The 22134-nt window shown below is 65.5% G+C and carries 15 protein-coding genes and 1 pseudogene; 10 read left to right on the forward strand and 6 right to left on the reverse strand.

Annotated elements, in window-relative coordinates:
- Nucleotides 1–49: 49 nt before the first annotated feature.
- From EB75_RS18095 to EB75_RS18130, 8 genes and pseudogenes are all read left to right on the forward strand, one after another.
- A complete protein-coding gene (locus EB75_RS18095) occupies nucleotides 50–1810 on the forward strand; it encodes an N-acyl-D-amino-acid deacylase family protein (RefSeq protein ID WP_073696718.1) in 1761 nt (586 codons plus the stop codon).
- 94 nt (nucleotides 1811–1904) lie between these two features.
- Nucleotides 1905–2315: pseudogene (locus EB75_RS18100) on the forward strand (LLM class oxidoreductase); the annotation flags it as partial.
- A 78-nt stretch (nucleotides 2316–2393) separates the two neighbouring features.
- Entirely contained in the window at nucleotides 2394–4196 is a 1803-nt protein-coding gene (locus EB75_RS18105) for a fatty acyl-AMP ligase (protein ID WP_073696719.1), read from the forward strand.
- A 308-nt stretch (nucleotides 4197–4504) separates the two neighbouring features.
- Nucleotides 4505–7342 (forward strand): WD40 repeat domain-containing protein, encoded by a 2838-nt coding sequence (locus EB75_RS18110; protein ID WP_142239683.1) that lies wholly within the window; start codon nucleotides 4505–4507, stop codon nucleotides 7340–7342.
- A 175-nt stretch (nucleotides 7343–7517) separates the two neighbouring features.
- Nucleotides 7518–8111 (forward strand): TetR/AcrR family transcriptional regulator, encoded by a 594-nt coding sequence (locus EB75_RS18115; protein WP_083612394.1) that lies wholly within the window; start codon nucleotides 7518–7520, stop codon nucleotides 8109–8111.
- A 4-nt stretch (nucleotides 8112–8115) separates the two neighbouring features.
- Nucleotides 8116–8622, forward strand: a complete 507-nt coding sequence (locus EB75_RS18120; protein WP_073696721.1) for an SRPBCC family protein — start codon at nucleotides 8116–8118, stop codon at nucleotides 8620–8622.
- Entirely contained in the window at nucleotides 8622–9680 is a 1059-nt protein-coding gene (locus EB75_RS18125) for an LLM class flavin-dependent oxidoreductase (protein WP_073696722.1), read from the forward strand. Before EB75_RS18120 ends, EB75_RS18125 begins: the two co-directional genes overlap by 1 nt.
- A 184-nt stretch (nucleotides 9681–9864) precedes the next feature.
- The gene (locus tag EB75_RS18130) at nucleotides 9865–10098 is read left to right on the forward strand and encodes a hypothetical protein (protein WP_073696723.1); all 234 of its coding nucleotides are present in this window, start codon (nucleotides 9865–9867) and stop codon (nucleotides 10096–10098) included.
- 4 nt (nucleotides 10099–10102) lie between these two features.
- On the opposite strand, the gene EB75_RS18135 is transcribed toward EB75_RS18130, so the two are convergent.
- The 3 genes from EB75_RS18135 to EB75_RS18145 form a co-directional block, all read right to left on the reverse strand.
- Complete coding sequence (locus EB75_RS18135; RefSeq protein ID WP_073696724.1) at nucleotides 10103–12439, reverse strand: arylsulfatase; 2337 nt, start codon at nucleotides 12437–12439, stop codon at nucleotides 10103–10105.
- 97 nt (nucleotides 12440–12536) lie between these two features.
- Nucleotides 12537–13664 (reverse strand): Rv3169 family protein, encoded by a 1128-nt coding sequence (locus EB75_RS18140; protein WP_073696725.1) that lies wholly within the window; start codon nucleotides 13662–13664, stop codon nucleotides 12537–12539.
- Nucleotides 13665–13668: 4 nt separating this feature from the next.
- Complete coding sequence (locus tag EB75_RS18145; protein WP_073696726.1) at nucleotides 13669–14682, reverse strand: NADP-dependent oxidoreductase; 1014 nt, start codon at nucleotides 14680–14682, stop codon at nucleotides 13669–13671.
- A gap of 99 nt (nucleotides 14683–14781) precedes the next feature.
- Between EB75_RS18145 and EB75_RS18150 the strand changes: the two genes are divergently transcribed.
- Nucleotides 14782–15456, forward strand: coding sequence for a TetR/AcrR family transcriptional regulator C-terminal domain-containing protein (locus tag EB75_RS18150; RefSeq protein ID WP_073696727.1), 675 nt, complete (start codon nucleotides 14782–14784; stop codon nucleotides 15454–15456).
- 4 nt (nucleotides 15457–15460) lie between these two features.
- Here EB75_RS18150 and EB75_RS18155 read toward each other — a convergent pair whose 3' ends face one another.
- Together EB75_RS18155 and EB75_RS18160 are read right to left on the reverse strand one after the other, a co-directional pair.
- Nucleotides 15461–15865: a YybH family protein gene (locus tag EB75_RS18155; RefSeq protein WP_073696728.1), complete on the reverse strand. Its 405-nt coding sequence runs from the start codon at nucleotides 15863–15865 to the stop codon at nucleotides 15461–15463.
- Between the two features lie 54 nt (nucleotides 15866–15919).
- Entirely contained in the window at nucleotides 15920–17353 is a 1434-nt protein-coding gene (locus tag EB75_RS18160; RefSeq protein ID WP_073696737.1) for a glyceraldehyde-3-phosphate dehydrogenase, read from the reverse strand.
- A gap of 242 nt (nucleotides 17354–17595) precedes the next feature.
- Here EB75_RS18160 and EB75_RS18165 point away from each other — a divergent pair, with 242 nt between their 5' ends.
- Nucleotides 17596–20829: a LuxR family transcriptional regulator gene (locus tag EB75_RS18165; RefSeq protein ID WP_073696738.1), complete on the forward strand. Its 3234-nt coding sequence runs from the start codon at nucleotides 17596–17598 to the stop codon at nucleotides 20827–20829.
- Here EB75_RS18165 and EB75_RS18170 read toward each other — a convergent pair.
- Nucleotides 20820–22013, reverse strand: coding sequence for an MFS transporter (locus EB75_RS18170; RefSeq protein ID WP_083612396.1), 1194 nt, complete (start codon nucleotides 22011–22013; stop codon nucleotides 20820–20822). The two genes, EB75_RS18165 and EB75_RS18170, sit on opposite strands and share 10 nt — an antisense overlap.
- Between the last annotated feature and the right edge of the window lie 121 nt (nucleotides 22014–22134).

Below are 22134 nucleotides of genomic sequence, written 5' to 3' on the forward strand. Positions count from 1 at the left end.
TACAGTACTGCCGCTGACGGACGGTCGCGGCGGCAACAAGGGAGCGGATGTGTTCGATCTGAAGATCACCGGTGGCACTGTCGTCGACGGAACCGGTGCCGACCGGTTCACCGCCGACGTCGCGATCAGGGACGGCAAGATCGTCGAGGTGCACCGGCGTGGCCCGAATGATCCTGTGCTGTCGGGTGATTCGGCCGAGACCATCGATGCCGGCGGAAAGATCGTCGCTCCGGGGTTCGTGGACATCCACACCCACTACGACGGTCAGGTCAGCTGGGACAGTGTGCTGGAGCCGTCGAGCAACCACGGGGTGACGACGGTCGTCGCGGGCAACTGTGGTGTCGGCTTCGCGCCGGTGCGTCCCGGCCAGGAAGAGTGGCTGATCGCGCTCATGGAAGGCGTCGAGGACATCCCCGGCACCGCCCTGACCGAGGGCATCACCTGGGGCTGGGAGAGTTTCGGCGAATACCTCGATGTCGTCGGGAAGCGTGAGCTGGCCGTCGACATGGGCACCCAGATCGCGCACGGCGCCGTCCGCGCGTATGCGATGGGGGAGCGCGGCGCCCGTAACGAGCCGGCCAACGCTGACGACATCAAGGCCATGGCGAAACTGGTCCAGGAAGCCATCGAGGCTGGGGCGCTGGGCTTTTCGTCGTCCCGTACGTTGGCGCACCGCGCGATGGACGGTGAGCCGGTGCCGGGCACCTTCGCCGCCGAGGACGAGTTGTTCGCGCTGGGCCGCGCCACCGCGGCCGGCGGGGCAGCGGTCTTCGAACTGGCTCCGCAGGGTGCCGCCGGCGAGGACATCATCGCGCCCCGCAAGGAACTCGACTGGATGCGCCGCCTCGGTGAGGAGATCGACTGCGCCCTGAGCTTCGCGCTCATCCAGGTGGATGCCGATCCCAACCTGTGGCGTGAGCAGCTGGACCTTTCTGCCGCCGCGCACCAGGCGGGCAGCCGGCTGTTCCCGCAGGTGGCGGCGCGGCCGTTCGGCATGTTGCTCGGCTTCCCCGGCCATCACGCGTTCACCCACCGGCCGACCTACCGCCGGCTGGTCGCGGAATGCACCCGCGAAGAGCTGGCCGAGAAGCTGGCCGAGCCGGCCGTGCGGGCCGCGATCCTGGCGGAGGAAGACCTGCCGATCGACCCCACGAAACTGTTCGACGGCATGTTCATGCTGGCTCAGAATGCGGCAAATCGCCTGTACCACATAGGCGAACCGCCGGACTACGAGCCGACTGTCGAGCGCACTGTCGCGGCGATCGCCGAAAGGCGCGGCGTGGATCCGCTGGCCGCGATGTACGACCTGATGCTGGAAGCCAACGCCGGGGCCATGCTGATGTACCCGATGTTCAACTACTCGGACGGCAACCACGACGCCATCCGGGAGATGCTCACGCACCCGGCCGGCGTGCTCGGCCTCTCGGACGGTGGCGCCCATTGCAGCATGATCTGCGACGCCTCCTACCCGACGTTCCTGCTCACGCACTGGGCCCGCGACCGTCACCGCGGTGAGAAGCTGCCGCTGGAATACGTGATCCGCAAGCAGTCGCACGACACCGCCCAGCTCTACGGCATGTCCGATCGCGGCGTGATCAGCGTGGGCAAGAAGGCCGACCTCAACGTCATCGACCTGGACGCGCTGACGCTGCATGCGCCGAAGATGGTGTACGACCTGCCGGCCGGCGGAAAACGGTTGGTGCAGGGCGCAAGTGGCTACGACGCCACCATCGTCAGCGGCACCGTCACCCGCCGCCACGGCATCGACACCGGAGCGCGTCCGGGACGCCTGGTCCGCGGTATCCGGTAGGCCGACGTGGCGGGTTTGCAATCGCGATGATTTCAGGGGCTGCGCTGGCTCCGTTCGGCGATGACGCCGGACGGCGAGCGCCGAAAGCTGAGCCATAGCTGCGACCGACGCCTACCGGGCCGCGTTTCGGCCGTCGGCCGAGCTCGCCGCGCCGTACGTCGCGGTCTCGGCCGACGTCGTCGTCGCCGAAGACGAAGCCACCGCACGCGAACTCGCCACCGGATACGGCCTGTGGGTGCGCAGTATCCGCACGGCCGACGGCGCGATCCCGTTTCCTACGCCGGCCGAAGCACGGACCCATCGTTGGTCGGCAGCCGAACGCGAGCTCGTCGCGGACCGGGTCGACACCCAGTTCGTCGGATCGGCGGCACAGGTCGCCGACAAGCTGGAGCAGCTGCGCGATGCGACGGGAGCCGACGAGCTGATCATCACCACCATCACGCATGACCACCGCGACCGGGTGCGTTCGTACGAACTGCTGGCCGAAGAATGGTCCCGGCGCTGAACGCAACCGAGGGGGACCAAAGACCCCAATCGTGCTCGGGGACACCAGATGGCATGAGTTCGTGCCTAATGTGGAGTCATGACTCCGAGCAATGGACTGATCCAGATCGAGGAGTGTTTCGACGCATCGGGGCGGGTGACACTGCCGCCCGGGGCGACGCTCATCTCGCTGATCGACCGCAATGTCGCCCACGTCCCGGATGTCGTGGCCTACCGCTACCTGGACTACGCCGGTGCCGAGATGCGGACCGTCGAACTGACCTGGGCCGAACTGGGCGTGCGGCTGCGGGCCATCGCCGCACGGGTGCAGGCGGTCAGTGAGCGCGGAGATCGCGTCGCCATCCTGGCACCCCAGGGACTCGAGTATGTCGCTGGGTTCTTCGCGGCGATCAAGGCCGGCGCCATCGCGGTGCCGCTGTTCGCACCCGAATTACCTGGGCACGCGGAACGTTTGGACACGGCGTTGCGCGACGCGCGACCGACCGCGATCTTGACGACGGCCGCAGCACTGGCGGCCGTCACGGAATTCCTCTCCGCGCATCCCGATGTGGGGACGCCGCGGGTCGTCGTGATCGATGAAGTGCCGGATGACGAGGGTGCGCAATTCAATCCCGTCGACCTCGACGTCGACGACGTGTCGCATCTGCAGTACACCTCGGGTGCCACCCGGCCACCGGTCGGCGTCGAGATCACCCATAAAGCAGTGGGTACCAACCTGATTCAGATGATCCTGTCCATCGACATGCTGGACCGGAACACCCACGGCGTGAGCTGGCTGCCGCTGTACCACGACATGGGCCTGTCGATGATCGGCTTTCCCACCGTGTACGGCGGGCACTCGACGTTGTTGTCTCCCACCGCGTTCATCCGTCGGCCGCTGCGGTGGATCCAGGCGTTGTCGGACGGCTCGAAGGTGGGCCGAGTGGTCACTGCCGCACCGAATTTCGCGTACGAATGGGCTGCGCAACGCGCAGTGCCGGGTCCGGACGACGACATCGATCTGGCGAACGTCGTGTTGATCCTCGGCTCAGAGCCGGTCAGCATCGACGCAATCACCGCGTTCAACGCGGCATTCGAGCCGCATGGACTGCCTAAGACGGCGTTCAAGCCTTCCTACGGCATCGCCGAGGCAACACTTTTCGTCTCCAACATCGCCCCGGCTGCGGAGGCGACGGTGCGGTACTTCGACCGTGACCGGCTCGCGGCCGGCACCGCGGTGCCGGTGGCCGAGGACGCGCCGGGGACGGTCGCGCAGGTTTCGTGTGGGCAGACGGCGCGCAGCCTCTGGGCGGTGATGGTGGACCCGGACACCGCAACCGAATTGCCCGACGGACGAGTCGGCGAGATCTGGTTGCAGGGCAACAACATCGGCCGCGGTTACTGGGGCCTGCCGGAGGAGACCCGCGAGGTGTTCGATGCCCGCCTGCGCGCGGCGCTGCCGCAGCACAGTCACGCCGACGGCGCCGATATCTCCGGATCCTGGTTGCGCACCGGGGATCTGGGCTTCTACCTCGACGGCGAACTGTACGTGACGGGCCGTCTGGCAGACGTGATCACGATCGGCGGCCGGCATCACTATCCGCAGGACATCGAGGCGACCGCCGCCGATGCCTCACCTCTGGTGCGCCGGGGCTACGTGGCGGCCTTCAGCGTGCCGGGCGAGGATGGGGAGCAATTGGTGATCATCGCCGAACGCGCCTCGGGCACGGCCCGCAACGATCCACAGCCGGCGATCGACGCCGTCCGCGCATTGGTGCCCGACCGCCACGCTGTCACTGCTTCCGACGTCCGCCTGCTGCCTGCAGGCGGCATCCCGCGCACCACCAGCGGCAAGCTGGCCCGCCGCGCCTGCCGTGCCGCGTATCTGGATGGCACGCTCTAGCAGGCCGCTAGGTTGTCCGTCGTTCGGCTGATTTTCTACACCAGCGCCAATTTGTCGCTGTCCATTCACCAGCCACTTGCCATAATGCGCGCAGCACACTCACAGCACTTCATAGCTGGAGTGACTGATGGCCGGAGGTTGCAGTGGCAAGTAGACGTCGGTCAACGCGTGAACCGTACAAGTGGCTGGGCACCTTCGCAGTGGGAGTCGGACTGTGCATCAGCGCCGGTACCAACACCGGTTTCGCGCACGCGGATGATGCGTCCTCACCGGCGCCATCCGTCGATCAGCGCGGAGCCGATGCCGGCATGACGAAGCGTCCGCACTCTGCGCCCGGTGCCACAACGAAGAACAAGAAGCGCCGCGAGGAGACCACGCGTGCCGAAGGAAAAGCCAGTGGTGGTGCCCCGGCTGCGGCATCGGTAACCGGCGTCACTTCAGGGCGCTCGACCAAGCCGGCCTCACCCAGGATCCCGGCCATTGTGCGCACCGCTCTTCCGCCGTTACACACCAAGCAGGACCCCGAGGCGGCCGGTACCGGCACGCCCGCCCCGATGAATTCTCCAGTCGCGCAATCGCATTCTTTCGGGGTGGTTGCCCAGCCTGCGGCCACGAACGTCCCGGTGCCGTTGGTGGCAACCATGGCTCTGTCGTCCAGCCTGGACCGGGTACCTGCCGCTCCGGAGGTGCCACTGGCCGGGCTGCTGATCTCAGCGGCCGGTGCTGTGCGCCGCGAAGTCGAAACCACCTATCGCACAATCACATACATCGGGAAGGCAGTCGCCAAGGCCGAACCTGCGGCCGCGCTGGTGCCGCTGACGGCCGTCGCACCTGCCGTCAATACGACAGTGAGCGTCGGCGCGTACTTTCCCGAAGCCGTTGCGGTAAGCCCAAATGGGCGCTACGCGTATGCCGGAAACACCACCATGAACATGGCGGCCGGTTCCGTCACGGTCATCGACACCACGACGAAGGCCGTCAAAGCGACCGTTCCGATCAGCTTTGCGGTAACCGGAGTCGACGTGGCGCCCAACGGTCGGATCTACGCCACGGGTTTCCGCGCGGTGGGTGGTACATCGGCAAGCGCAATGGTGAGCGTCATCGATCCTGCGACCAACAAGGTGACCAAGACCATCACCCTGGGCGGGACAACCTCGTATTCGCTACCCGTGGAAGTCGCACCTGACGGCAAATCGGTCGTCGTCGGCTACAGCACACCCGTCTCGTATGGAGTCGGACATGTCGGGACCCTGGCGATGATCAGTACCGCGACTCAAACCGTCACCAAGAGAGTCTATTTCGATGGTAGCGTCGCCGATTTTGCGATCAGCCCCGACAGCCAGACGGCGTATGTCGCGTTGGTCGACCACTATCCCGCCACGCTGCTCAAAGTCAATCTTGCCAGCACGGCCGGCACCGCCATCGATCTCGACGCTTATGCATCCGAGGTTCGCAGTGTCGTGTTGAGCCCGGACGGGTCTCAAGCCTACGTGGCGATCGACGGCTATCACGACGTCGCGGTCGTCAACACCGCGACGGGAGCCGTGACAGCCACCTTCGACGCCGGCCAGGCATCCAGCGCCGAGCATCTGGCATTGACGCCTGACGGAAAGTATCTGGTCGCAACCGAGAACGATACGGTGTACGTCGTCGATACGGCCGGAAGGCAATCCGTCAGCACGTTGAACGTCGGGACGGGGCCCCACTATTACCTGTCCGGCGTTGCCGTAAGCCCGAGTAGTGGACGAGTTTTCACCGCGAACTTGTACGACAGCAGTATTGGCATCATCAACCTGTACCCGGCCAATGCCGCACCTGATGCGACGGTGTCGGTGGGTAGCCCGAACGCCAAAACCGGTGTGGTGACGGGGACGGTTACCGCCAGCGACCCCAACGGCAATCCGGTGACGTTCGCCGTGGGCGCTCCGGGGGACGGCGCGGTGACCATGACCACGGGCGGGGCATTCAAATACACGCCGAATGCCAGTGCCCGGCACGCGGCGTCGGCGGACAACGCAAGCGCGTCGGACAAAGTGGATACGTTCACCGTAACGGTCGCCAATGGTGCGGGCGGCAGTCTGACATTGACGGTCACCGTGCCCGTTGCGCCGAAAAATGTTGCGCCCAAAGCAAAAGTGACCGTGGCCGGTCCGGAGGCCGACGGCGCGGTGAAGGGCACGATCGTGGGAACGGATGCCGACAACGACGAACTGTCCTTCGCTGGCCCGTCCGCAACGACGAAGGGGGCAGTGTCCGTCAGGCCCGACGGCACCTTCACCTATACCCCGACGCAAGCCGCACGACTGGCAGCGGGAGCGAAGAACGCTCCGAGTGCCGTAAAAACCGACTCGTTCACCGTCACCATGACCGACGGCCACGGGGGGACGGTCACGGTGCCGGTGAGCGTCAAGATCGCGCCGATCACCGTGAAGCCCACGGCCACCGGTTGGTTCAACAACATGGATCCGGATACTGCCAACAAGATCACCGTCCAACTGGTGCGCTCCAAAACGGACGGGAAAACCCGGATGGTGGTCTCGATGACGGGAATTGCGAACTTCTCTGACGGCGGTACTGCAGTCAGGGGCAACCTGGGTGAACTGAATCCCAAGGTGAGCGCATTCATCGACAATGCGTACGACAGTTGGAGCGCTCAGGGACTCGCCCCCTCCGAGATCATGCTCGTTGGATTCAGCAACGGCGGTCAGCAGATGCAGAACTACGCCGCGTTGGGTCAACATAAGGAACTTGTCAAGACCGTCTTGCTGTTCGGGGCACCGCTGACCAAGAAGCTCAACGAGATCGGGGTGAATACAGGTTCAACCAAGAGTGCGCTGCTGATCGCCGATCTCGGAGACCAGACGTGGGCGTACGGCACTCGCATTCTGGCCGACCATACGGACGCGGAAGACTCTTACGACGCAACGAACACCGACCGCGGCACCATCTATTGGGCCGGCCAGCCCACGACGAGCGACACCCACGGGCAGGCGACCTATCGATCTGCCGCTGATGAGTTCGACAAGATGATTGCACGCAAGCTGTCGACACCCTACTTCGCGGATTTCCGCCGGCCCTACGACGATTGGCAGAGGTTTGGCGGCACGGTGTTCAAGACGGACTCTTCAATCGTCAGCACTTTCTGACCCGCCGACTCAACGGAATCCCCGTGACTATGAACATGATCATAGTCACGGCGATTCCATGAGGCGGACGAGATGTGATCTTCTGGCATAACGGTGCGCCCTGGTGTGATGTTGACATGCGGATATGAAACCGATCATAATTCGAGTCAATTGATCCGCGCGTCAGGAGCCGTCCATGCCGCCCGACACCCGTCAGTCGATGGTGCTCGCCGCAGTTGAGCTGCTGCGCGAGCGGGGCGTCGAGGGCGTCACGCTCGACGATGTGCTGCACCGCAGTGGTGCGCCCCGGGGTTCCATCTACCACCACTTTCCGAACGGGCGAGCCCAGATCATCGACGAGGCAGCGCAGCTCAGCGGCGACGCCATCTCCCGGCTGATCTCCAAAGCGGCACCGGGCGGACCTGCCGCCATTGTCGACGCCGTTACCGCGTTCTGGCGAAAACTACTGCGCCAGAACAACTTCGCCGTCGGATGTCCGGTGGTCTCCATCGCTGTCAGTGCCGCGCCGGACTCGGCGCTGGAACAGCACGCCAATCAGATCTTCCGCACCTGGCATCAGTTGATCGCTGATTGTCTGGTGGAGGACGGCCTCGACACCGCGGCCGCCCGCCGGCTCGCGACCACGTCCCTCGGGGCGATCGAAGGCGCCATCACCATGTGCCGGGCGACGTCGAGCCTGCAGCCGCTCGATGACGTCGACGCTGAACTGAAGCTCATGCTGGCCGCCAGGGCACTGTTCGCCGGCGCAAGTACAGCGAAGGGAAGCTGAAAGCATGGAGTGGACCGGTGCGGTGTATGCCGACGCCCCGACCGTCGAGGTCTCGACGTGGATCGACGCGCCTGTGGCACGGGTCTGGGAACTGGCTTCTGACATCACGGTGATGCCCGAGTGCAGCCCGGAGCTGAAGCGAGTCGAATGGCTCGAAGGATGCGACAAGCCATGTCTCGGTGCCCGATTCGTCGGCTACAACAGCCACTCCGCACTCGGTGAATGGTCGACGGAGTCTGAGATCGTCGAGTACGAGCCAGAGCACGTAATGGCTTGGGCCATCGGCGATGCCGACAACCCGACGGCCACCTGGCGGCTGAGCCTGAGCGCTGAGGGCACCGGTACCCGGCTCGCACAATGGGCCCAGCTGGGTCCGGCGCCGTCTGGCCTGTCGCTCGCGATCGCCCGGATGCCGGACAAGGAGCAGAAGATCGTCTTCAACCGGCTCCGCGAATTCGAGAGCGGTATGCAGTGCGTGCTGGAGCACATCAAGCGGCGGGCCGAGAGCTGATGCGCGCGGCGACAACGATCGAGGCCGACAGCATCGGAAACTGGAAGTACCAAAGGATTTTCGTCTCGGAAGCCGAGAAGCTGGGTCTCGACATATGTTGGGTCGCCGAGGCGTGGGGATCCGACGCGCCGTCGGCCCTCGGCTACTACGCCGCGTGCACGGATCGGATGCTGCTGGGTTCCGGCATCATTCAGCTCGGCACCCGTACTCCGGTGGCCATCGCCCAGGCGGCGATCACCCTGTCGAATCTGTCGGAAGGCAGGTTTCTCCTGGGGCTTGGCGCGTCGGGACCACAAGTCATCGAGGGGCTGCACGGCGTACCTTTCGCCAAGCCGCTGGGCCGGATGCGGGAGACCATCGACATCGTCCGCCAAGCGGTCGCGGGGGAGAGAGTCTCATACAGCGGCAAGCATTTCCAGATCCCGCTGCCGGGTGGGGATGTGAAGCCGATGCGGTTGTCCACGCGGGCCGAGCATGAAATCCCTCTGTACATCGCGAGTCTCACGCCCGCCATGCTGCGTCTCACCGGCGAGCTCGCCGACGGTTGGCTCGGGACCAGCTTCGTGCCCGAGGGCGCGGACGATGCGTATTTTGCGCACCTCGACGAGGGTCTGGCCCGCTCACAACGCACCCGCGCCGATCTGGATGTCTGCCAGGGTGCCGAGGTCTGCTTCGCCCGCGACGAGGCGCATCTCAAGGCGTTGGTCGACTCCCGGAAATCCGAGTTGGCATTCAGCCTTGGCGGAATGGGTTCGGCCTCAACCAATTTCTACAACCAGGCGTACAGCCGGCAGGGCTGGGCCGATGTCGCGGCAGCGGTCCGGGAACGCTGGCAGTCCGGTGACCGCGATGGTGCGGCGGCGCTGATCACCGATGAGATGATCCTTGCGACAACCTTGATCGGTACCGCCGATATGGTCCGCGACCGGCTGCAGGTGTGGTGCGACTCCGGTGTCGACACCGTCCGCGTCTACCCGGCCGGCGAGACTCTCGAGGAGAAGTTCCATACCCTCGGTGCGGCCATCGACCTGGTGCATTCGATCACCCGGCGCGATTGAGTCTGTAGCAAATTCACCAATCTGCATATAATGAATATTGACATGCGGTTTATGCTCAATACTGTCTTTAGCGCAAACTTCAATTCCGGCAATTGGAGAACTTTGGAGAAGAGAGCGGCCGCTGGCTGAGTTGCGCCCTCGCTGACGTCATCAGTTGCGGCACTTACGTCAGAGGAGAACGAGCATGCTCAAGAAAGTGGTGATCGCCGCACTCGCGGCCGGTGCCGTGTCCATTCCGCTCGCCGGGTTGTCGGGGGCGGATACCACCCCCGACAACCCCGGTGTTCCCGGAGCGATCGGCGGAGCCGCTCCGGGCGACTACATCCATCAAGCCGCGCAAGGGATACCCGGGCCGACCTCAAAGGCATTTGGTGTTCCGCCCGGGCAGATCGTCAAGTGGATCGCGCGTAACCACTAACTGCCTAGGCGTACGCGACGTGCACCCGGTGGATGTGTCCTTCGAACGGGAAGGGCGCACGCTCGCGGTAGTCCATCGACACCGGTGAGCCGAGGCACGTGCCGATGTCGAGGCAGTCGTTCGCGGTGAACAGCAGCGGCGCGCTGATCGGAACCGTGCCGGACGCCACTTCTGAGCCGTCGACCGCGATGCTGATGTTCAGCGGGCCACCGGGTCGCACTTCCGCGTACTGCGTCGTCACCGTGATGGTGTGCCGGCCCGGCGCAATGGCGGTCTCGGATGCAATCTTGGTGCGCTGCAGGATGAACAGGTTGTATTCGTAGTGCAGCCGGCCGTTGTCGGCGTAGCACGTCAATCCGCCTGCGCCGCTGCCGAGCGCGTACAGCACGCCCGATCCGTTCTCGGGCACGTCGGCCTCGATGGTCACCACATTGTTCTTGTTGCCCAGCGCCGGTGCGCAGAACTCCGGCATGCGAATCATGTCACCGGAGAACTCCCACTCCTTGAACGGCGGCGCGATCCGCAGCTCCGGGTGGTAGACGGGCACCCAAAGCCCACCACCGATCGGCAGTACGGCGTTACGCGCCGCCTCGATGGCGAACATCTCCCGCATCTGAGCCAGCTTCTCCGGCATCTGCGCGGCGAGGTCATTGGCCTGCGACCAGTCTTCGTCCAGGTGGTACAGCTCCCAGACATCCTGATCCGGAGTCCAGGTCGCGATGCCGGGTGGCTGGCCCGGCACCCACGGCAACCGCGGTCCGCGCGCCGACGCCATCCAGCCATCGTGGTAGATCGCCCGGCTGCCCATGATCTCGAAGTACTGAGTCTTCTTGCCGCCCGGCGCATTTCGGTCAGCCAAGGTGCGGGCGAAACTGGCCCCGGCGAGCGCCATCTGCGGTTCGCCGTACACCGTGCGCGGCGGTTCGATACCGACCACCTCGTAGATCGTCGGCACGATGTCATTGCAGTGCAGGAAGTTGTCCCGGGGCGCGGTGTCGGCGGCGATCTTCGCCGGCCAGCGCACCGCCAGCGGATTGCGTGTCCCGCCCAGATCGGAGGCGAGCAGCTTCATGCCCTTGTACGGCGTGCTGCCGGCCCACGCCCAACCCGCGTGATACTGGTTGTCGACAAGTGGTGAGCCCAGGACATCGAGGCCGCCGAGTTCGTCGAGAGCGTCGATATGCTGACGGACCGTCGTCGGAATTCCGTTCTGCGCCAACAATTCCGAGATGGTGCCGTTCTGGCCTTCACCTGACGAGCCGTTGTCGCCCCAGATGTACAGGAACAGTGTGTTGTCGGCATAACCGAGGGCTTCGAGTTCGTCGGTGATGCGGCCGACCTGAACGTCGACGTGCTCGGCGTAACCGGCGGCGACCTCCATCAGGCGCCGCTGGAACGGCTTCTCGTCCTCGGGGATGTCGTCCCAGGCCGGCAGGGTCGCGTCGCGTTCGGTGAGCTTGCAGTCCTGCGGGATCCAGCCCTTGTCCTTGACGCGCTGGAAGACCCGCTGCCGGTAGGCGTCCCAGCCGTCGTCGAACTTGCCCGCGTACTTGTCGGCCCAGTCCTTCATGATGTGGTGCGGGCCGTGGAGGCAGCCGCTGGCCCAGTACATGAAGAACGGCTTGTCGGCGTTGAAGGCCTTGTGCCGGCGCAGCCACGAGATGGCGTCGTCGGCAAGATCCTCGGACAGGTGGTAACCCTCTTCGGGCGTCTTCGGGGGCATGACCACGGTGGTGTTGCGCACCAGGTTGGGCTCGTACTGCGACGCCTCGCCGGCAAGGAACCCGTAGAAGTACTCGAAACCCAGACCGGTGGGCCAGTTTTCGAACGGGCCGGCCGCGGTGGTTTCCTCCGCCGGGGTGTTGTGCCACTTGCCGAACGCCGATGTCGCATAACCGTACTGCTTGAGCACCTCGGCGACCGTCGCGCTCGACCGCGGAATCTTGCCCGCGTATCCGTCCCAGTCGTTGGCCAGCTCGGCGATCTGACCGTTGCCGATCTCATGGTGGTTGCGGCCCGTCAACAACGACGCCCTCGTCGGCGAACACATCGCCGTGGTGTGAAACCTGTTGTACGACACACCCTCCGCGCAGATCCTGTCCAGCGTCGAGGTGGTCACCTCACCGCCCAACGTCGACGGCAGACCCGGGCCGGCGTCGTCGATGAGGACGATGACGATGTTGGGGGAGTCGTCGTGCAGACGCTTGGGGACGGTACGCGGCTGATACGTCGACTCCTGCAACGTCCGGCCGGCGATGCTGCCGGATGGCACGGGCGGAAACGGCAGGACACCGCCGTTGGGCAGCACCGGTGCTACTACATCGTCACGCGTGTCGGACAACTCGACCCCTCTCCCTGCAGATGACCACCAGCAAAGTTCCCCCGAACGTGGCTCCTACTCTGCCGTACACCATTGACGGCCGCGTCAGGGGGGTGGGCTACGCGGTGCCGGTCTGGTATCCGTCCAGGAATCCCGTGAGCCCGGACGGCGTGTGCGGGCCGATGGCGATCTGCTCGACGACGCCGATCCCGGTGCGCTCACCCATGGTGGCCTTCACGACGTTCTGCAGATGCAGCGAAGCGAAATCAGTCGGGTTGAAGTCATCCAAACGGATTGATTCCCGGCCGATTTCGTACTGCCCGTGGTTGGAGCCGTGGCCCCATTGCGGGTGCCAGTAGCCGATGCCGCGCATCCGGAAGGTGTAGAGCGTCTCCAGTTCGATATGGGTCTCGCCCTCTATGGGGTCGGTGAACCACAGGTGGGCCCGCTGGATCTCGCGACGCCCGGGCTTCCACTCGAGTTCGTACCCGATGTCGTAGCACTCCCGCACCCCGACCCGGCTACCCGGTGACGCGCCTGCCGGGATCGGGTCCAGAATCTGCGCGGTCTCCAGCCACCGGCGGCCGTCCTCATGCTCGTGGAAGGCGTAGTGCGCGAAGCGATCATCGAAGTGCAAAGGGGCCCAGAGCCAGAAGACCTGGAACGGCATGGGCTGCCGCAGCACGGCCAGTTGTTCGCCGACGGGCCGGACGCCCCAGGACCGATCCCGGGTTCCCGGCACCGCGCCGGCCTCCACCGCCAGGTCTTCACCGTCGACCGTGATGGTCCCCTCCCACGAGCCCCACTGGGTGAGCCGGGTGTGGTCGGTGAGCACGATGCCTTCAGCGGTACGGCGCTGCTGACGGGGTTCTTCCAGGGCGACGGTGGTGGCCCGGAAGGTCAGGTCGCAGGAGATGTTCTGCTCGTTGGAGTCGACGATGTAGCGGATGGTGCGCAGCGGTTCGACGACTTCGATGCGGAACGGACCGACGGTCGCCGACCGGTCCAAGGGCATGGCACCTGAGGCGAAGATCGAATGCTCCACACCGTCTTTCACGACGCTGAACGCCGCATCGATCACCCCGCGGACGGGGTAGTGGCCCATGGCGGCGCCGAAATAGAAGTCACCGTCGCGCTGGTGGCCGTTGAACCAGTAGCGGTCGTAGTGGTTGGGGTCGCCGCTGGCCGGCACGCCCACTGGGTCGGCAGAGGAGTGGATCGGGTAGTCGTCAAAGGGAGTGAGCATGGGGTCACTGCCCCGGTTCGCTGATCTTCACCAGCATCTTGCCGATGTTGGCTCCGGTGAACAGGCCGTTGAGCGCGTCGATACTGGATTCCAGTCCCTCGTAGACGGTTTCGCGATGCACCAGCAGCCCCTGCTGCTCCCAGCCGCTCAGGGCGGCGAAGGCCTCGTCGAAGCGTGCCCACTCCTCGAGGGCGATGAAGCCCTGCATTGTCGAGGCGGTCGAGAGCAGATTGACGTAGTTGGACGGACCGGGGTGGTCGCCGTTGAGGTAGGTCGTGATGATGCCGCACATCACCACGCGTGCCCGGTGCGCAAGATTGCCCAATGCGGCATTGAGGATGTCGCCGCCGACATTGTCGAAGTAGACGTTGATCCCGCCCGGACATGCCGCCTTCAGCGCAGCCGGGAAGTCGGCGGCCTTGTAGTCGACACAGGCGTCGAAGCCGAATTCCTCGACGACGACGCGGCACTTCTCCGGCCCACCGGCGATGCCGACCACGCGAGCGCCGGCGATCTTGGCGATCTGGCCGGCCACCGACCCGGTGGCACCCGCGGCGGCCGACACCACGACGGTTTCGCCGGGTTGCGGCTTGCCGACGCCCGTCATACCGAAGTAGGCGGTCGCGCCGGTGGGCCCATAGATCGACATCACGGCCAGGGGATCGGTGTACCCGACGACCGGCGTGCTGAACAGGTCGTCGCGAATGATCGCGTAGTCCTGCAGGCCGGTCAGGGTGGTGACCAGGTCGCCGACTTTGTAGGCGTCACAACGTGATTCGACGACCTCGCCGATCCCCGCGACGCGCACTACCTCGCCGAGTTCCAGGGCCGGGAGGTAACCGGATTCGCCGTCGAGCCAGGTGCGGGCGGCGGCGTCGATGCCGACGTACGTCGTGCGCAGCAGTGCTTCGCCGTCCGCGGGGACCGGCGCGGGCGCAGTGACCATCTCGACGTCGTCGGGGGAGACGAGGCCATCGGGGCGGCGCCGCAGCAGGATCTGACGGTTATCTCGGTTCATCGTGTCGTTTCTGTGGTGGGCGAATTTTCATATTGATTATTAAAAGTCATCTCGGTTATCGTCAACCCCGAATGTGAAAGCGGTCGCCAGGAGAGCACGATGAGCGGGAACAACGCAGCGCCTCGCCGCGGGAGGCCGCCGCGGATCGACCAGAGCGCCATCGCCGCAGCGGTTTTGGAGATCGGCACCGAGAACGCCACGATGCGACGCGTTGCCGAACATCTCGGCATCAGCCTGCCCGGGCTCTACCACCACGTGAAGAACCAGCATGATCTGCTGCGTCTGGCCACCGCGAGTGCGCTGACCAACTCGCCGCCCCCGCGCTACACCGGCGGGCACTGGGCGACATGGCTGCGGGACTACGCGTCGTACATCCGGACGGTGCTGGCGTCGGAACCCGCGCTGGTGGAGAAGTTCGTCAGCGGGACGGTCGCGCATGACGTCGAGATGGAATACACGGCAGACGCTGTCGAAGTACTTGCCGCGCAAGGCTTGTCACCAAGCGATGCGCTTGCGGTCTGGGCGTCGGTGAGCAGTATGGCGGTCGGCAGTGTCACCGAGGCGCACCGGGAGTATCTCTACGCCGAGGGCGGGCAACCGTGGCTGGCCCGGATTCTCACACTCACGAGAAAGCGTGGGCCATCGGAATACCCGACGTTGCGGGCCATTGCGAAGTCCGGCGACGACCCGTTCGGAGACGAGGCGTTCCAGCATCGAATGACGTTGTTGCTGGGCGGAATCGCGGCCCACTACGGTTTGCCGCCGGAGCCTTGACCGGTCAGGTCGCGCGCCGACCCTTCGCCCACGCCCACGAGGCAATCCGCCAGCTGACGCCTTCCCGGCGCATCGCGAATGTGAAGACCGCCCCGGTCTGGGTGATCTGAGTTCCCTTGAGGTCGAACGTCATCGATGCCGGCAGGACCACGTAGGCGGCGTCACCGTTGATGTCGTTGTGCAGTGGTTCGCCGACGGTCACGTGATAACCCGACGCCCCCAGGTGCTCGCCCTCGACCAGGACGTCACGGTACCAGTCCGCGGCGGCAGTCGGTCCCAGCCACTGGTGCGGTGCCATGCCGTCCAGGATCGAGCCGTTGGGGGAGAACACCGCCGACATGCCGTCTGCGTCACCGGCATTGAACGCATCCAGATAGGTGTGGATGGCGTCGATCGGGGTGTCGGTCATACCTGAAAGTACACCTGCTTGGGCGCCGTCGAAGTGCCCAAGCAGGTGTCTCTGTCAGCTGCGGGGGTAGGTCGGGTATTCGATACCCGAGAGGAACTGCACGACGCGGACCACCTGGCACGAGTAACCGAACTCGTTGTCGTACCAGCAGTACAGGATCGCCTGATCGCCGTCGACGATGGCCGCGTTCGCGTCGATGATCGACGCCGCTCGCGAACCGATGAAGTCGCTCGACACCGCGTCGGTCGCGGCGGTGTAGTCGAGGTTGCGGCTCAGCGGGCCCGACAGTGACGTCTCGCGCAGGTGCGTGAGCACCTCGTCCTTCGTCGTCTCCTTCTTGAGCTGCAGGCTCAAGATGGCGATCGAGACGTCGGGGGTGGGAACACGGATCGAGTTGCCCGTGATCTTGGCCTTGAGCTCCGGCAGGGCCTTGGCGACGGCCGAGGCGGCACCGGTCTCGGTGATGGTCAGGTTGAGCGGCGCGGAGCGACCGCGACGGTCGGCCTTGTGGTAGTTGTCCAGCAGGTTCTGGTCGTTGGTGAACGAGTGCACCGTCTCGACGTGGCCGCGGATGATGCCGAACTTCTCGTCCATCGCCTTGAGCGGCGGGACGATCGCGTTGGTGGTGCACGACGCACACGAGAAGATCTGCTGGTTGACGTCCTGGCCGAGGTGGTTGACCCCGTGCACGATGTTCGGCACGTCGCCCTTGCCCGGTGCGGTCAGGACGACCTTCGAGATGCCCGGACGCAGGTGCTGCTCGAGGCCCGCGCGGTCGCGCCACTTGCCGGTGTTGTCGATGAGGATGGCGTCGTTGATGCCGTACTGCGTGTAATCGACCTCGGACGGGTCGTTGGCGTAGATGAACTTGATCACGTTGCCATTGGCGATGAGGAGGTTGTTCTCCTTGTCGACCTTGATGGTGCCGTTGAAGTGCCCATGGACCGAGTCGCGACGCAGCAGTGAGGCGCGCTTCTTGAGGTCGTCGGCGCCACCGCTGCGGACCACGACAGCCCGCAGGTTCAGGCCGTTGCCGCCGCCGGCCTTCTCGACCAGCAGGCGAGCGACGAGGCGGCCGATGCGGCCGAAGCCGTACAGCACCACATCGCGGGGACCCTGCGGCTCGGCCTTGTTGTCGCCGGTGACGTCGGACAGGGCATCGGCGACGAAGTCGGCGACCGAGAGGCCACGCTCGTCGGCGCGGAACGCATGGACCAGCAGACCGAGGTCGATCTTGGCCGGACCCAGGTCCAGGTTCGCCAGAGCCTCCAGGAACGGGAAGGTCTCGACCACCGACAGCTCTTCGCCTGCAATCTGCCGGGCGAAGCGGTGGGTGCGCAGGATGCTGATCACCGACTTGTTCACCAGCGACCGGCTGTGCAGCAAGACGGTGACGCCACGCGTGCGGTGCAGGGTGCCGACGATCGGAATCATCGCCTCCGCCAGGGCTTCCTGGGTGTTCCAATTGGCAAGTTCTGGTGTATTCAAGTCATCTGTCCTACGGGTCGCTTGGCCGATCGCGCTGAGCAGCGCATTCATGTTAGCGATCGGCATTTCCGGCTCTGCAGGTCGCTCCCGCTGGCAGAGCACGTAGGGGTTGACAGCTGCTCGAATACGCATCCTGGGCGCGCAATGGTCGGCGATTTCGCTGATGTTTCGCCTGCGTGCCGGGTCGCATGCTGTTTACCATGAGCGAAACCAGCTGGTGCGACCCTCACCTGGACGCTGACATGGCCGAGCTCCCGACCGGAACCGTCACGTTGCTACTGGCCGATGTGGAGGGGTCGACGCAGCTGTGGGACACCCAGCCGGAAATCATGAAGGCCGCGGTCGCGCGGCTCGATCAGACGCTGGCCGCCACGGTCGACGATCATCGCGGCGTCCGGCCGGTCGAGCAAGGTGAAGGCGACAGCTTCGTCATCGCGTTCACCCGCGCCCTGGACGCGGTGAACTGTGCGCTCGCACTGCAACGGACGTCGCTGGCGCCGCTCAAGTTGCGGATCGGCATTCACACCGGCGACGTGAACCTGCGTGATGAAGGCAACTACATCGGCCCGACCATCAACAGGGCGGCGCGGGTGCGTGACCTGGCGCACGGCGGCCAGACGGTGCTGTCGAGCGCGGCTGAGCCGTTGGTGGTCGACCAACTGCCGGCCGAGGTCACGCTGACCGATCTGGGCAGCCACCCACTGCGGGACCTGCCGCGTCCAGAACGGGTCTGGCAGCTCTGCCATCCGGATCTGCAGAACGAGTTCCCACCCTTGCGGTCGGTCAATCCTGTTGCCGCGGTGGGCCTTCCGGCGCGGTTGACCAGCTTCGTAGGTCGTCGCGCGGCGATGGACGACATCCGTGAGTCATTGCACACCAACCGGCTCGTCACGCTGACCGGCGCAGGCGGAACAGGGAAGACGCGTCTTGCGGTCGAAATCGCCGCCGCGCTGGCAGCTGACGCCACTGAGTATCCCGACGGCATTTGGTACGTCGATCTGGCCCCACTCGTCGACCCCGACATGGTGGCTCTGACTGTGGCCCGCACGCTGCACCTCCCCGAACATCCCGGGCAACTGACCGTCGACGTTCTTGCGCGGTCCATCCGGGATCGGCGGATATTGGTGCTGCTGGACAACTGCGAGCATCTGCTCGACGCGTGCGCCCTCCTGATCACGGCCTTGTTGGCTCGGTGTCCGGAGCTGACGGTCCTGACCACCAGCCGCGAGCCTGTCGGGGTACCAGGGGAGGTGAGCTGGCGCGTGCCGTCCCTGCCAGTGGCCGACGAGGCCGTCGAGTTGTTCACCGACCGGGCGCGCCGGATCAAGCCCGACTTCCGGATCGCCGCCGACAACGTCGACCTGGTGAGGGAGATCTGCCGCAGACTCGACGGACTGCCGTTGGCCATCGAGCTGGCCGCCGCCCGGATCCGCGCGCTGACGCCGGCCGAATTGCTGACCAGCTTGCGCGACACCTTCCGCCTGCTGACCGGCGGGGCCCGCACCGCAGTGCGGCGGCAGCAGACCCTGCGCGCTTCGGTGGACTGGTCCTACGCCTTGCTGTCCGAGCCGGAGCAGGCGTTGTTTCGCCGACTGGCGGTGTTCTACGGCGGTTTTGATCTTGACGCCGCGCAGGCCGTCGCCGGCGACACGGAGCGTTATCAGGTGCTCGATCAACTGACATTGTTGGTCGACAAGTCGCTGGTGGTCGCCGATGACAGCCCGGACGGCACGCGCTACAGGCTGTTGGAGACCGTTCGACAGTACGCGCAAGAGAGGCTGCACGAGTGTCGAGAAGGCAACGATGCTCGTAATCGGCACCGCGACCACTACACGGCGATGGCAGGTCTGCTGGAGGGTGACGCGCATCACCGACAGCTCGATCGAGTCGGTGCCGAAATCGATAATCTGCGAGCAGCTTTCGCGTGGAGCCGGGAAAACTCTGACGCGGAACTCGCGCTCACGCTGGCGTCGTCGCTGCTTCCGCTGTGGGTCAACTACGGCCTGATGGCGGAAGGCGTCAACTGGCTGGATGCAGCCCTCGCCGCGACGGACGGCGCCGACGCCCCGGAGGCGAGATTGCGGAGTTCGGTGTGCAGAGCCTTCCTCGGGTCGCTCCAAATCAGTTCCGTCGATCTGGACGAAGCGGCGCAGACGCTCGCGGCGGCACGCGAGCTGGCGGACCCGGCCCTGGTGGCGCGAGCGCTCACCGCTTGTGCACTGCGTGCGGGCGATGATCATGACGTGTCCGTCGCCTACTTCAACGAGGCCGCAAGCGTCGCGCGGGAGGCCGGCGAGCCATGGTGGTTGGGGCTCACGCTCGCGTTCCAGGCGATGTACGAGATGCTGTTTGGTGAACCTGCAATCGGTGAAACGGCCGCCGCCGAGGCACTGCGGATCGCCACGACCGTCGGTGACAAATTCGTCTCGCGCCAGAGCCGCTTCACCCTGGGCTGGGCGCAGGTCTTGCGCGGGAATCTCACCGACGCTTTGGTTCAGTTGGGCGTGGTCGAGGAGGAATCCATTGCGGCGCGCGATCGGATGTTCTCGATGCAGGCGGCGTCGATTCGAACCGTCGTGCTGGCCTACCAGGGCCACGTCGAGGAGGCCCGGACGGCGTCCGACAGTACTGCCGAACGGGTCGCCGATCTTTTCGACAGCTATACGGGACTCGTCTACGGCGGCTCGGCCCAGGTCTATCTCGCGTCGGGCGATGCCCGCGCCGCTTGGGACACATACGAATTGGCGCGCGGACATGGCGGCATGGAGCCACAGTCGGCACCGATGCACATGTGGGCGCCGCTGGCCCCTTTGGCGTGTGGCGATCTGGCCGTGGCGCGACAATGGGCCGACGAGGTCGTCGCGGCGACCAGGGGCTGGAGCCTCGCAGGCGCGCTGACGGCGCGTGCGCGTGTCAAGAGCTCCCAAGGGGATCTGGATGGTGCCGAACGCGACGCGCATCACGGCCTCGGTCTGGTTGCCCGGCTCAGGGGCTATTTGCTCATCCCATTCGCCTTTGATGGTTTGGGCATCCTCGCGGCCCAGAGAGGCAACCAGCTGATGGCGGTGCGCCTGCTGGGCGCGGCGGACGCCGCCCGTCGCCGGATGGGTACGGCACGGTGGCCGGCGTTCGACCCTGATTATGACGACCGAATCGCCGCCCTTCGAGAAGCGTTGGGCGACAACGAGTTCAACACAGCATGGGCAGAGGGCGACGCGTTGGCGACCGAGGAGGCGATCGCGTACGCCCAGCGTGGCCGGGGCGAACGTAGACGCGTCACGACGGGCTGGGGCTCACTGACGCGTGCAGAACTCGATGTCGCCAGGCTCGTGCAAGAAGGCCTGCCCAACAAGGACATTGCCGCGCAGCTCTTTATTTCGCCGCGCACTGTCCAGGCGCATCTGACGCATATCTTCTCGAAACTGGAGCTGACCTCACGCGTGCAACTCGCACGGGAGGCGTCGCGTCATGGCTGAATCCGGCGCAGGATCGGCACCAGACCCACGAGTGCGATGACGTTCGCCACCACGATCAGCGCGATGGTGTAGGTAGGGGAGACGCCGTAGACGGCGCCGAGCAGACCACCAGCGATGAGCAACGCGACGCCACGCAACAGGGCCAGCCAGCCGAACGCCACCGCTCGCGTGTGCGCCGGAACAAGCTCTGTGACGACTGATTTCACGGTCGAGTCGAGGACCCCGTTGACGATGCCCCACACCGCGACACCGATCCAGACCAGCGTCCGGTCGCCGGTGAAGGCAATCGCGGACAACGCCGCGGCAATGGGCACCGCGACCAGCGTGACGGGCCCGCGCTTGTCGTACACCCGACCCATGACCAGACCGGCCGCACCGTCGACCGCCATCGCGACCGCGAAGAGGACAGGGACCTGAGCGTCGGTGAGCAGCCCGGTGCGCTGGGCGTGGAAGGCCAGCAACGGGAATGACGCGACACCACACGACAACACCCCGATCGTGACGACGTACTGCCAGAATTGCGCGGGCAATCGCTTCTGTAGCGCGGAGGGTTCGGCCGTGGTTTCAGTGGCTTCGCGAATGGCCTCTTCTTCGTAGCTCCGCGGGTCGGGAACGCGAAATCGAAGCCAGCCCAACAGGATCAGGACCAGCAAGCCCGGCACGATCAGTACCCCGAACGCCATCCGGTAGTCGCCGGCGTGGGCGCTGAGCACCGCCGCCAGCAGCAATGGCCCGGCGATGGCGCCGGTCTGGTCGAGAGCCTGGTGGACGCCGAAGGCGCTGCCGCGGCCGGTGCTCGTCGATGCGTGCGACAGCAGCGTGTCTTTCGCCGGCGAGCGGACCGCCTTGCCGAGTCGTTCGGTGCCATACAGGAGCAACGCCGGTACAAGTGATCCCGTGACACCGATCAGTGGGACACTCAGCACCGTCAGCGCGTAGCCGGTGATGGTCCACGCCCAGTAGTGCTGGGTCCGGGCAACGGCGTAGCCGGCAACAACGCGCAGCCCGTATCCGATGAATTCGCCTGCACCGGCGACCAATCCGACGACGGCAGCCGACGCGCCCAGCGTGGCCAGGTAGGGCCCGATGATGCTGCGGGCGCCCTCGTACACCATGTCGGCGAGCAGGCTCACCACGCCGAAGACGAGGACGAAGTGCCAGGGCTTGAGTGGTCGGCCGGTCACGCACCGATTGTGCACGGCACCCCGGCAACGGCATCACCGATGTCCTACGAAATCGCTGGCACTTGTCGCACTGAACCGCCCCGAGTTTGATGCACACCTTCTTTCGAGGGAAGGTTGTTCG

Source organism: Mycobacterium sp. ST-F2 (assembly GCF_001905655.1).
GTDB lineage: Bacteria > Actinomycetota > Actinomycetes > Mycobacteriales > Mycobacteriaceae > Mycobacterium.